Raw genomic sequence first — 10,709 nt, 5'->3', positions numbered from 1 at the left:
TGATGAGGTAGATAGGCTAGAAGTGGAAGTGCGGCGACGCATGGAGCGGACTAGTACTAATGGTTCGAGGACTTAACCAAGTTGAAGTGCAGTGTAATATCGGTTTAAAAACTTGACAAATGGATTCAGTTTTGAGATAATTAATCTCGTAATGCTAATTTAATAGCACGTGTCGTGATGATGGCACTGAGGATACACCTGTTCCCATACCGAACACAGAAGTTAAGCTCAGTAGCGCCAAAAGTAGTTGGAGGATCGCCTCCTGCGAGGATAGGACATCGCGATGCATATCTTGGACGTTTAGCTCAGCTGGGAGAGCACCTGCCTTACAAGCAGGGGGTCACAGGTTCGATCCCTGTAACGTCCATCGGGTTGTTAGCTCAGTTGGTAGAGCATCGGACTTTTAATCCGCTGGTCCAGGGTTCGAGCCCCTGACAACCCATGGCATGTGTCTGCTTGCCAATCCAGTATATATAAACATGTCGCCGACTTAGCTCAGTTGGTAGAGCATCGCTCTTGTAAAGCGGGGGTCGAAGGTTCGAATCCTTTAGTCGGCATCATGCGAACGTAGTTCAGCGGTAGAACACTACCTTGCCATGGTAGGGGTCGCGGGTTCGATTCCCGTCGTTCGCTTTGCTGGCTTGGCGGAATAGGCAGACGCACAGGACTTAAAATCCTGCGATGGAGACATCGTACCGGTTCGATCCCGGTAGCCAGCATTTTTACTGCACCTATAGCGCAACTGGATAGAGTGTCTGACTACGAATCAGAAGGTTGCAGGTTCGAATCCTGCTAGGTGCATTGTAAGCGTAGAAATACAATTACACATAGTTAAATTGTTCGGGACGTAGCTCAGCTTGGTAGAGCACCTGGTTTGGGACCAGGGGGTCGCAGGTTCGAATCCTGTCGTCCCGATTGACGTTTAACGTCTTTGGAGTATTTTTTCGCGGTGTAGCTCAGCTGGCTAGAGCGTTCGGTTCATACCCGAGAGGTCGAGGGTTCGATTCCCCCCGCCGCGATTTGACTCAGGACCTTTAGCTCAGTTGGTTAGAGCAGACGGCTCATAACCGTCCGGTCGTTGGTTCGAGTCCAACAAGGTCCATTGGACTTGATACTTCATGGAGATATACCCAAGTCTGGCTGAAGGGAACGGTCTTGAAAACCGTCAGGTCGGGAAACCGGCGCGGGGGTTCGAATCCCTCTATCTCCTTTTTATTATCGCGGGTTGGAGCAGTCTGGTAGCTCGTCGGGCCCATAACCCGAAGGTCGTAGGTTCAAATCCTACACCCGCAATTGATTGGTCGCATGGTCTAGTTGGTTAGGACGCCTGCCTGTCACGCAGGAGATCACGGGTTCGAACCCCGTTGTGACCGTTTATGGCTCGGTAGCTCAGTCGGTAGAGCAATGCATTGAAGCTGCATGTGTCGGCGGTTCGATTCCGTCCCGCGCCATTGGCAATCGCCATATAATTTAATAAAATGCGAATGTAGTACAATGGCTAGTGCTCCAGCCTTCCAAGCTGGGAATGCGGGTTCGATTCCCGTCATTCGCTTGTTATAGGATTGTAGCTCAGCTGGTTAGAGCGCACCGCTGATAACGGTGAGGTCGGAGGTTCGAGTCCTCTCAGTCCTATAGTTGAAGAGAAATCTTTGACATGGGGACATACTCAAGAGGCTGAAGAGGCGCCCCTGCTAAGGGTGTAGGTCGGGAAACTGGCGCGAGGGTTCGAATCCCTCTGTCCCCGTACTTTGAGCGAAAGCTCTTTTTTTATGGCTAAATTTAAATTTAAGTAGGAGCACAGATTGACTGTGCTCCTTTTTTATGTTGACGGTCTTATTACGATAATATGGACGGCTTTAAAATGTTAAGGCTGTGACTTGTTTATAAAATCACAAATGCTAAACTGATTTTTAAAGAGGAGGTATAGTATTTTGATTGTAGATGGTAAATTTATAAAAGGGCAGCGAATTAAGCTCGGCTTATCGCAACGGATGGTAGCAGATGAGATTTGTCACCAGTCATTAATCTCACGTTTAGAAAGTACGAATCACATAACGAGTATGACAATCCTACTTAAAATATGTGAGCGACTACAAATTTCGATTACCGATGTAACTCATGGCAATTATACGGAGCTTAAGCCATTAAAAGCGGTTCGTGAAGCTTTAAATAAACGGCAATGGCATAAAGCGGCAACTATTTTATCAAATCAGCGTATGCGTAACGCATTATTACCAGCTGCGGTCGCTGAGTATCATTTGCTTTGTGCTAGGATGCAAATGGCCTTTCGCAGAGATAACGAGGCAATCGAAGCACTACAATTAGCTAAGACTTATCTATTACCTAATAGCATATTGCTATTGGTAGAAATTCAAGCAGAGATGGCTTGTTTATATTTTAAATTAGGGCATGAGGATAGGGCAGAGCACTTTCTTAAAGAAGCTACAAGGAAGTGTAATCATTTACCAAAAAAGCAACGTGATGCTAGCCGGGAAATAGTGGCAACAATTCATTTTCGGTTAGCACAATTACAATATAATTTTAAAAGATATGAGGCGGCTGACAAGGAGTTAGAGAAAGCTATCGAACGTTTAGCTCAAAATGATACCTACCATTTGATGGTTGATATTCAAATTTTAAAGGCTAAATGTGCTAAAGAGCTAAAGCAGCACGTTCAGAAACAAAAAGCATTGATGTTGGCATATGCAGCGGCTGAATTTTCAAAGGATGTTAGCCTAAAAGAGCAAGTACGGCCTTATTTTGATTATTAAAAAAGGCAACCAATATTTGGCTGCCTTAGAAAGTAATTAAGTTTTAATAGCCGCGATTTAAATCAACCACATTTACAGGTAATGTTTGATTATTTAAGAATGCGGGTATATTTTGGCTAAAAATACTAAATAGATTGCTAGCTGGCCCCTGTCCTGCATGTTCAACCCAGCTGGTATGTTGAGTTAGAAGGATGTTTGGGTGTCGCCATAGATCAGAATTCTGATTAAGTGGTTCTTCTTCTGTGACATCTAAAGCTGCATATTGAATCAGATTCTTATCAATTGCCGCGATTAGTGCCTGACTATCAGTAGTTACACCACGGCCGGCATTAACGTAAAGAAAGCTACCTGCTGCAGCTTTGAAAAAGGCTTCATTAAAGAAGTGGTGAGTTTTATCAGTAGCTGGTAAAACATTGATAATAACTTTTGAAAGCTCAAGAGCTTCCTTATAGTCATCTAGGCTAAAAGTTCGATCAAAGTTAGTGACTGGGTGACCGGTTGAATTAATACCATAGACAGTACCGCCAAGCGCTTTAAGCTGGCGAGCAAGTTCTCGACCAATTTGCCCGGTGCCAAAGATTACAGTTGGTAGTTCAGCAATTGTATACTGATCTAAATCTGTTTGCCAGTTATGCTGATTAACATAATAGTTTAGGCCACGGGCAAAATGAAGGATGTAACCTAAAATTGTTTGAGCGATTGGGTGCGCTTTTAGACCACTGGCATTTGTTAAGGTAATCTTTGCTTCCTTAAGCTTAGCTAAGGGGAAGTAATCTACTCCGGCTGAAAATGATTGTATCCACTTTAATTGGTTATTGGGTGTTGCTAGAATAGCGGGTCCTATTTTAGCATCCCAACCATAGATGATTTCAATATTTGCATAGTCGGCACTCGTAAGTGCTTCTGGATCGAGGATTTTAAACCCTTGTTGATATAATGAATCTCGTTCAGCTGAGTTTAGCTTACTGAGCGCTAAGATTGTATGGGACATAACTTTTCCCCCTCCGTTAGTTGATATTCTTTCATTATTATTGATAGAAAATAAAAATACAAGTACTCATTGAGATACTTTTAATTTATAAATGTTAATATCAATATTTAAATTGAACGTGCTAAAATGGAAGAGCTTTAGATTTTGGAGGTGTGGTAATGGCTAAGCGCCGAAAAAAACGAATAAAGGGTAAATATCTTTACAAATTACGACCGGTAAATTTATTTGTTCGACGCGGTAAAGTCCTTTGGGGACGAGTATTGCTTGCCTTATTATTACTTTTTGCTTTGGTTATGTACGTAAACAATTTACAACAAGAAGTTAAGCGAGAAGCGGCAATTGAATTAGCAAATGAGCCCTTTGATAAATTAACTAAGGCGGAATTTATTAATCGAATTCGACCAGAAGCTCAAAAGCTAGAAAAAGTTTATGGGGTACGAGCTTCAATTTCAATTGCGCAAGCAGCGTTAGAATCAAATTGGGGGCACTCGACATTATCATCGACCTATTATAATTTCTTTGGTGTTAAGGCTGCTGCAGGACAACCAGCAGTTACCTTGAAAACATCCGAATATACTGATGACCATTGGATTACTATTGATGGCAGCTTCCGTCGATATGATTCTTGGCAAGAATCAATGGAATCACATGCGAAATTATTGGTTTTAGGCACAACTGATAATCCACAACGCTATCAAGGAGTAATCAATGCGACTAATTATGAAGACGCAGCAAAAGCGCTCTATACTGGTGGTTATGCAACAGATCCCGACTATGCTCAAAAAGTAATTGCTATAATAAAGAAGTATCAACTATATAAGTACGATATAAATAAGTAGAAAGGATTGTGAATATGCAGGAACCAATACTACCCGGCGCAACAATTGGAATCTATGGGGAAAATATGGCAAGTAGTGACTTAATCCTTGCTGCACAGAAGATGGGGTATCAGACTGCCGCACTTTCCGTAAATGCCAAAGCACCAATCCTTAATTACGCTGACTATAAATTTGTGATCCAAGCTGACAATTGGCAGCAGGTAAATGCCGAATTTTCGGCGATTTCTAACATGGTGACATATGCCTCAGCATGGTTACCAAGTCAGTTGATTGATGAGTTAGCAGTTGAAAAATTGCCTCAAGGCAAAGAGATGCTGGATTTGACAGATGATCATGCAATGTCGCGGGCGTTATTTGAAAGTCAATCAATGAACATCTTACCCTATACGATGGTTTCAACTTTAGATGAGGTTGAAACAGCGGCCAAAAAGTTGGGCTTTCCAGTGGTAATCAAGCCAATTTTTAAACATCAACATCATGAAAAAACAGTTGTTTTACACGGCGAGTGGGATTTGGGAAATGTTGCAAGCTTAATTGATGGTAGCACGCTAATTGTCCAGACTTGGTTAGAAAATGTACGAGAATTTGCAATCACTGCGGTGAGAGGGCAAAACGGTGACTATGTTTTTTACCCAATTCGGCAAACTGAACTCGATGAATATGGTCTTAGAAGGGCATGGACCTTGGATAAGCTAACTAGTGACTTTCAGACTGAAGTTCAAACAATTGCACGCCGTTTAGGTGATGCACTTGCCTATGTTGGTGCTTATTCCGTTTCATTTTTATATAGTGATAGTGGATTCCTTTATGTGCGTGACTTAGCGGCAGGAATTACGGAAACGATGAAATTATATGAATTGGCCACCAATATCTCAGTTCCAGAGCAACATTTACGGGCGCTAACTGGTCAAGCATTAGTTGAAGTTAAGCCAATTGCACCAGTTGTATTAATGCCTTTTACGCATGAGCAGTTGACTGCTTTATATCGGCATTGGCAAATTAAACCTGAATGGCGTATTAGTATGTTTGGAATAGATTCGTCTACTGGACCGCAGGCCGGATATGTTTTGGCCAGTGGATTGCCATTGGATGACTTATTAAATCAATTGAAAATTGCTAATATTTGGAAATTTAGTGAAAAATAAGAATAACCGCATATTACCAATCAGTGGGGAATATGCGGTTATTCTTATTTTTTTTGAAAAAGCAACACTTTTATTGTTAAAATTTTGTAAAGAACTTGTCATGAAAATATCGTATAATAAATTTTGCTTAATGCTTTAAAGAAAAATATAAATTATTGATGGGAATATTAAAAAAATGAATAAAGATACATTTCTAGCAAAAAATACAAATAAAGGGTTGGTCGCTGCAACAGTTATGGCAGCAGCTGCAGCAATTCCCATGATGCAGACTACTGATGCTTCCGCCGATTCTACAAGTACTTGGCAGGCAAATACAGTGTCACAAGTACAACAAACACTTGCAAATGCAGGGGGCACTTACACAATCAATAGTGGGGATACTGTTTCTGTAATTGCACAAGCTACTGGTATGACTGTAGCACAAATTGCACAACTTAATGGGTTAAACAATGCTGATTTGATTATTGCTGGGGCAGGGCTAAATCTAACGGCAAATCAAAATACAGTTGCTGCACCTACAGCAGTTAGTGAGGCGCCTGAGGTTGTTGCTTCATCAGAAGCAACGGCTGCTGACATTGCCGCATCAGAAGCTGCATCAGAAGCCGCTGCTCAATCAGCAGCAATCGCACAGTCAGAAGCTGTTGCAGCTTCAATTGCTGCCTCTGAGGCCGCTGTGTCATCTGCTGCCGCTGCATCAGAAGCCGCTGCATCAATTGCTGCTTCACAGGCAGCAGCTGCTAGTGTTGATGCCGCTGCCCAATCAAGCGCACCAGCACAAAATGCACCTACTTATCAAGTAAATACCGCAACAACTGCTGACACAAACACTACTGTTGCAGCACCAAGCACAAATACTACTACGAGTGCTAACTCAGGTTATAACTCATATCCAGCTGGTCAATGTACTTACTATGTTAAGAGTGCACTTAGCTGGGTTGGTAACAACTGGGGTAATGCTTCTGCATGGGGGGCTTCAGCCCAAGCTGCAGGACATAGTGTTAGTTGGACACCTGCTGCTGGAACAGTAGCTGTGTTTGCACCTGGACTTGATGGGGCTTCTGGCTATGGCCACGTGGCTGTCGTTGATTCAGTTAACTCAGATGGTTCAATTACTATTTCTGAGATGAACTATGCTGGTAATTCTGGTGTATCTAACCGAGTAATTGCAAATCCATCAGGGATTCAATTTATTTACCAATAAAGCAAATAGATAAGGTAACCAACTTTATTCGGTTAAGAATGAAAGGGTTACCTTATTTTTTTGTATCAACAAGGCGGTCACTTTTTTAAGAAATCTAAAAAAGATAGCGGTTTCGCTGGGCAAAGTAAGATTAAATTGGTAAAGTAACTTGACTAAGTGAAGGGAACAAATTTTATGCTTATTACCACATTAATAATTATTGTTGCAGTCTGGGCACTTTATACACTAGGAATGCTATATTATAATCGTTCAACAGTGAGTCGTTATTCAACGCAACTAGAGGCAATCAATTTTGATGCAAAGATGACAAATCAGCAAATTATTGATTTACGCGAGCCAAGTGCATTTAGCACTAAACACATTATGGGTGCGCGCAACATTCAAGCTGGTTTGATTAAAAGTTCTTTAGATGCTTTGCGTAAAGATAAGCCCCTTTTTCTTTATGATGAACGTGGGCTACAATTGGCCGGTGTTTTACGGCAACTACACAAAGCCGGTTACACAGATGTTTATACCCTAAAGGGTGGGTTTATCAACTGGACTGGTAAGACAAAGCCATAAATTAATAAAAGCGCCTATTAGTGATGAATAAACATCACCAATAGGCGCTTTTTGTAATAACCTGCAAATCATTGCGAAGGCTCTATTTAATAGCTAAAATAATGATTAATAGCGCACTCCATGTGATTGAGCGGCTTTACGGGCGCTGTTTCGGCTGGTAGCTTCAAACTTGGCCTCTTCTTCTTCGATTGGCTTAATTGCTACTTTGTGAAATGTAAAAGCAGCTGTTGCAACAGTTGCAACTGTACCAGCAATACCTGTTAAAATACCCAAACCGAACTTCTTCATAGTGAAGTCCCTCCCTTAATATGTTGTTAAGATAAGTTTATCATATTTAGGGAATTTTAATATATCGAATTTGTGATGAAAAATAAAATAATTATTGAATATGAGGTTGATATGCTTGAAAAAAATGAACTGCCTAAAATTATTGTAATTCTTGGGCCAACTGCGGTTGGCAAAACTGCACTATCGCTTGAATTAGCGCAAAAATATAATGGTGAAATTATTTCAGGCGATTCAATGCAAATTTATCGTGGCTTGTCAGTCGGTACTGCTAAAGCAACTAGTGCTGAACAAAGCATTGCACCGCATCATCTGATTGACATCGCAGATCCAACTGAAACTTTTTCGGCAGCTAAATTTGTAACCTTAGCGCAAACCGCAATTAAAGAAATTACCGCCAAAAATAAATTGCCAATTATTGTGGGTGGAACTGGATTTTATATTCAAGCACTTTTGGGCGACCGGCCACTGGCAAATTTGGATATTGATTTACCTGAAGCAGAGGTTGCAACGTGGACAAAAAAAGTCCAGCAAGAAGGTGAAAGCGGTATTCGGGCGGTCTTAGCTACTGTTGATCCAGTTAGTGAAGCACGAATCCTACCAGGTCAAATTCGACGATTAGTCCGAGCTTTATTAATTTCACAACATAGTGGTCAGGCATTTTCTGCGTTACAACCAGTAGCAAAACGTCAATATAATGCCTTTATTATTGGTTTAAATACTGGCCGGCAAAAATTATATGACCGAATTAATCAGCGGGTTGATTTGATGCTAGAAAACGGTTTATTGGCGGAAGCACAATTGGTTGAAAAATTACCGGCTAGCAGCACAGCGAAAATGGCGATTGGCTATAAAGAATTATTCCCATATTTACGTGGGGAGAGTAGCTTAGCGCAAGCTAGTGAGCAATTAAAATTAGCATCACGGCGTTATGCCAAACGACAATTAACTTGGTTTAATAATCAATTTACGGATATCCACTGGTATGATTTGGTTGAACACCCAAGCGAATTAGACCAAATTATTGATGAATTAGCAAGATTCGTGTAAGAAAACATGACATTAGTTCTGACGATGCATGTAATTTAAGCTATTATAACTGTAAGGAGGTCGCAGCGTATGGTTGAAAGGGAATTACGGCGTGAAATGGCAGTATTACCAATTGGCGTTGTACGTGAGCTGACCGGTTTGTCAGATCGACAAATTCGTTATTATGATCAGCAAAAGTTAATTACTCCGCAAAGGGGTAATGGTAAACAACGACGGTATTCGCTAAAAGATGTTGATCGGCTCTTTGAAATTGCGGACTATCTGGACCTTGGATATTCAATTGCTGATATTCATGAGATGGACCAAAAGAAAGCTGCAACCGAACGACAAAATGGCGATGCCGCAATGCGACGGGCTTTTGCTGACGAGCTAATGCGAATCGGGCGATTTAATAATCATAATTCATTTAGGCAGTAGAGTTTAATAGCTAAAGGAGTTCTAATGGCACATAAGGTATACAGTAAAGACGATATTCGCGCGTTGATTAAAGAAGAAAACGTTGAATTTTTACGTTTGCAGTTCTCAGACGTATTTGGCACAATCAAAAATGTCGAAGTACCAGTTTCACAACTAGAAAAGGTGCTTGCAAACAACTTGATGTTTGATGGCTCTTCAATTGAAGGCTTTGTGCGAATTGAAGAATCAGATATGTACCTATATCCAGATTTGAATACATTTATGATTTTCCCTTGGGCAACGGATGAGCGTGGCGGAAAAGTTGCACGACTAATTGCTGATATTTATACTGCTGAGCGCAAGCCATTTGCTGGTGATCCACGCGGAAACTTGAAGCGTGTTCTTAAAGAGATGAATGCGACTGGTTTTGAAGCTTTTAATATCGGAACTGAGCCTGAATTTTTCTTGTTTAAGCTTGATGAGGATGGTAATCCAACTACAAAGTTGAATGATAAGGGAAGTTACTTTGACTTAGCACCATTGGACATGGGTGAGAATACACGGCGCCAAATTGTCCTAGAAATGGAACGGATGGGCTTTGAAGTTGAGGCAGCGCACCATGAAGTAGCGCCGGGTCAACACGAAGTTGATTTTAAATATGCTAGCGCCCTTGAGGCGGCCGATAATATCCAGACTTTCAAGTTAATCGTGAAGACAATTGCTCGTGAGCATGGTCTTTATGCAACTTTCTTGCCTAAGCCAATTTCAGGGATTAATGGAAACGGTATGCATATGAATATGTCACTCTTCACCAAAGAAGGAAATGCATTTTACGATGTTGATGATGAGATGCAACTTTCAGCGGCAGCTTACTCGTTTATGGGTGGCTTGTTAGCGCACGGGGCAAACTTTACAGCGATTACCAACCCAACCGTCAATTCTTATAAGCGACTAACGCCAGGTTTTGAGGCACCTGTCTACGTTGCCTGGTCTGGGTCAAATCGTTCTCCAATGATTCGCGTGCCAGCTGCTCGCGGTAATTCAACTCGGTTAGAGCTACGTTCGGTTGACCCAACTGCTAATCCTTATTTGGCCTTTGCAGCCGTTTTAGCAGCTGGCCTAGATGGTATTAAACATGAGATGACCCCAAATCATGCGGTTGATCAAAATATCTACCTTATGGATGAAAGTGAACGTAAACGGGCGGGAATTACTGATTTGCCAGATACCCTGCTAGACGCAATTGATGCCCTTGAAAGTGATGTGGTGATTAAGGATGCCCTGGGTAATGCTTTATTGCGGACCTTTGTTGACGCAAAGCATCTTGAGTATCAAGCATATCGGCGAGAAGTTTCTCAGTGGGAGCTAGATACCTACTTAGAGCAGTACTAAATAAAAAGATGATAAACGTTAGCTATCTTTAACCTTAGGGTTGAAAATTCTAGCGTTTTTTTTGTGAATCTTAAGTAA

10 protein-coding genes, 16 tRNA genes and 1 rRNA gene are annotated in these 10,709 nt (G+C 41.5%); 25 read left to right on the top strand and 2 right to left on the bottom strand.

Going from position 1 to position 10,709, the window contains the following annotated elements:
- The first annotated feature begins 170 nt into the window (after nucleotides 1–170).
- The 18 genes from rrf (at nucleotide 171) to TT13_RS09045 (ending at nucleotide 2,771) form a co-directional block, all read left to right on the top strand.
- Nucleotides 171–287, top strand: a 5S ribosomal RNA gene (rrf, locus tag TT13_RS09130).
- A gap of 7 nt (nucleotides 288–294) precedes the next feature.
- Nucleotides 295–367: transfer RNA gene (locus TT13_RS09125), tRNA-Val, on the top strand.
- Between the two features lie 2 nt (nucleotides 368–369).
- Nucleotides 370–442, top strand: a tRNA-Lys gene (locus TT13_RS09120).
- A gap of 42 nt (nucleotides 443–484) precedes the next feature.
- Nucleotides 485–557 (top strand) — tRNA-Thr (locus TT13_RS09115).
- A 4-nt stretch (nucleotides 558–561) separates the two neighbouring features.
- Nucleotides 562–633 (top strand) — tRNA-Gly (locus TT13_RS09110).
- A gap of 2 nt (nucleotides 634–635) precedes the next feature.
- A tRNA-Leu gene (locus tag TT13_RS09105) sits at nucleotides 636–719 on the top strand.
- Nucleotides 720–727: 8 nt separating this feature from the next.
- Nucleotides 728–801 (top strand) — tRNA-Arg (locus TT13_RS09100).
- 40 nt (nucleotides 802–841) lie between these two features.
- A tRNA-Pro gene (locus TT13_RS09095) sits at nucleotides 842–915 on the top strand.
- A gap of 30 nt (nucleotides 916–945) precedes the next feature.
- A tRNA-Met gene (locus TT13_RS09090) sits at nucleotides 946–1,019 on the top strand.
- 9 nt (nucleotides 1,020–1,028) lie between these two features.
- Nucleotides 1,029–1,102: transfer RNA gene (locus TT13_RS09085), tRNA-Ile, on the top strand.
- Between the two features lie 18 nt (nucleotides 1,103–1,120).
- Nucleotides 1,121–1,210: transfer RNA gene (locus TT13_RS09080), tRNA-Ser, on the top strand.
- 9 nt (nucleotides 1,211–1,219) lie between these two features.
- A tRNA-Met gene (locus TT13_RS09075) sits at nucleotides 1,220–1,293 on the top strand.
- Nucleotides 1,294–1,299: 6 nt separating this feature from the next.
- Nucleotides 1,300–1,373, top strand: a tRNA-Asp gene (locus TT13_RS09070).
- A 5-nt stretch (nucleotides 1,374–1,378) separates the two neighbouring features.
- Nucleotides 1,379–1,451, top strand: a tRNA-Phe gene (locus tag TT13_RS09065).
- 29 nt (nucleotides 1,452–1,480) lie between these two features.
- Nucleotides 1,481–1,552, top strand: a tRNA-Gly gene (locus tag TT13_RS09060).
- 6 nt (nucleotides 1,553–1,558) lie between these two features.
- Nucleotides 1,559–1,632: transfer RNA gene (locus TT13_RS09055), tRNA-Ile, on the top strand.
- 24 nt (nucleotides 1,633–1,656) lie between these two features.
- Nucleotides 1,657–1,744: transfer RNA gene (locus tag TT13_RS09050), tRNA-Ser, on the top strand.
- Between the two features lie 187 nt (nucleotides 1,745–1,931).
- Nucleotides 1,932–2,771, top strand: coding sequence for a helix-turn-helix domain-containing protein (locus TT13_RS09045; RefSeq protein WP_027699686.1), 840 nt, complete (start codon nucleotides 1,932–1,934; stop codon nucleotides 2,769–2,771).
- 43 nt (nucleotides 2,772–2,814) lie between these two features.
- Here TT13_RS09045 and TT13_RS09040 read toward each other — a convergent pair whose 3' ends face one another.
- Complete coding sequence (locus TT13_RS09040; RefSeq protein ID WP_027699685.1) at nucleotides 2,815–3,762, bottom strand: NAD(P)-dependent oxidoreductase; 948 nt, start codon at nucleotides 3,760–3,762, stop codon at nucleotides 2,815–2,817.
- A gap of 158 nt (nucleotides 3,763–3,920) precedes the next feature.
- On the opposite strand from TT13_RS09040, the gene TT13_RS09035 reads away from it, so the two are divergent.
- The 4 genes from TT13_RS09035 to TT13_RS09020 all read left to right on the top strand — a co-directional run bounded on the left by TT13_RS09035 (nucleotide 3,921) and on the right by TT13_RS09020 (nucleotide 7,508).
- Nucleotides 3,921–4,601: a glycoside hydrolase family 73 protein gene (locus tag TT13_RS09035; RefSeq protein WP_045477085.1), complete on the top strand. Its 681-nt coding sequence runs from the start codon at nucleotides 3,921–3,923 to the stop codon at nucleotides 4,599–4,601.
- 14 nt (nucleotides 4,602–4,615) lie between these two features.
- On the top strand, nucleotides 4,616–5,746 hold the full coding sequence (locus tag TT13_RS09030; RefSeq protein ID WP_027699683.1) for an ATP-grasp domain-containing protein: 1,131 nt from the start codon (nucleotides 4,616–4,618) through the stop codon (nucleotides 5,744–5,746).
- A 175-nt stretch (nucleotides 5,747–5,921) separates the two neighbouring features.
- A complete protein-coding gene (locus TT13_RS09025) occupies nucleotides 5,922–6,947 on the top strand; it encodes a COG3942 and LysM peptidoglycan-binding domain-containing protein (RefSeq protein ID WP_052348613.1) in 1,026 nt (341 codons plus the stop codon).
- Nucleotides 6,948–7,121: 174 nt separating this feature from the next.
- A complete protein-coding gene (locus tag TT13_RS09020) occupies nucleotides 7,122–7,508 on the top strand; it encodes a rhodanese-like domain-containing protein (RefSeq protein WP_045477084.1) in 387 nt (128 codons plus the stop codon).
- Between the two features lie 105 nt (nucleotides 7,509–7,613).
- Here TT13_RS09020 and TT13_RS09015 read toward each other — a convergent pair whose 3' ends face one another.
- Nucleotides 7,614–7,796 carry a DUF3042 family protein gene (locus TT13_RS09015; protein WP_027699680.1) on the bottom strand — a complete coding sequence of 61 codons (183 nt, stop codon included), beginning with the start codon at nucleotides 7,794–7,796 and terminating at the stop codon, nucleotides 7,614–7,616.
- A 129-nt stretch (nucleotides 7,797–7,925) separates the two neighbouring features.
- Here TT13_RS09015 and miaA point away from each other — a divergent pair, with 129 nt between their 5' ends.
- The 3 genes from miaA to glnA all read left to right on the top strand — a co-directional run bounded on the left by miaA (nucleotide 7,926) and on the right by glnA (nucleotide 10,631).
- The gene (gene miaA, locus TT13_RS09010) at nucleotides 7,926–8,843 is read left to right on the top strand and encodes a tRNA (adenosine(37)-N6)-dimethylallyltransferase MiaA (protein ID WP_027699679.1); all 918 of its coding nucleotides are present in this window, start codon (nucleotides 7,926–7,928) and stop codon (nucleotides 8,841–8,843) included.
- 69 nt (nucleotides 8,844–8,912) lie between these two features.
- Nucleotides 8,913–9,260, top strand: a complete 348-nt coding sequence (locus TT13_RS09005; protein ID WP_027699678.1) for a MerR family transcriptional regulator — start codon at nucleotides 8,913–8,915, stop codon at nucleotides 9,258–9,260.
- Between the two features lie 24 nt (nucleotides 9,261–9,284).
- On the top strand, nucleotides 9,285–10,631 hold the full coding sequence (gene glnA / locus TT13_RS09000; protein WP_027699677.1) for a type I glutamate--ammonia ligase: 1,347 nt from the start codon (nucleotides 9,285–9,287) through the stop codon (nucleotides 10,629–10,631).
- The last annotated feature ends 78 nt before the right edge of the window (nucleotides 10,632–10,709 follow it).

This window comes from Weissella oryzae SG25 (assembly GCF_000691805.2).
GTDB classification, from domain to species: Bacteria; Bacillota; Bacilli; order Lactobacillales; family Lactobacillaceae; genus Weissella; species Weissella oryzae.
Note: the sequence above shows the minus strand (reverse complement) of the source record. Positions and strands in the feature narration are given on the sequence as shown.

Bases quoted from the DNA above. Each gene is read 5' to 3' on its own strand.
- TT13_RS09030 (WP_027699683.1), top strand. From the start codon at position 4,616: ATGCAGGAACCAATACTACCCGGCGCAACAATTGGAATCTATGGGGAA.
- TT13_RS09040 (WP_027699685.1), bottom strand. From the start codon at position 3,762: ATGTCCCATACAATCTTAGCGCTCAGTAAGCTAAACTCAGCTGAACGA.
- TT13_RS09025 (WP_052348613.1), top strand. From the start codon at position 5,922: ATGAATAAAGATACATTTCTAGCAAAAAATACAAATAAAGGGTTGGTC.
- TT13_RS09020 (WP_045477084.1), top strand. From the start codon at position 7,122: ATGCTTATTACCACATTAATAATTATTGTTGCAGTCTGGGCACTTTAT.
- TT13_RS09005 (WP_027699678.1), top strand. From the start codon at position 8,913: ATGGTTGAAAGGGAATTACGGCGTGAAATGGCAGTATTACCAATTGGC.
- TT13_RS09035 (WP_045477085.1), top strand. From the start codon at position 3,921: ATGGCTAAGCGCCGAAAAAAACGAATAAAGGGTAAATATCTTTACAAA.
- TT13_RS09015 (WP_027699680.1), bottom strand. From the start codon at position 7,796: ATGAAGAAGTTCGGTTTGGGTATTTTAACAGGTATTGCTGGTACAGTT.
- glnA (WP_027699677.1), top strand. From the start codon at position 9,285: ATGGCACATAAGGTATACAGTAAAGACGATATTCGCGCGTTGATTAAA.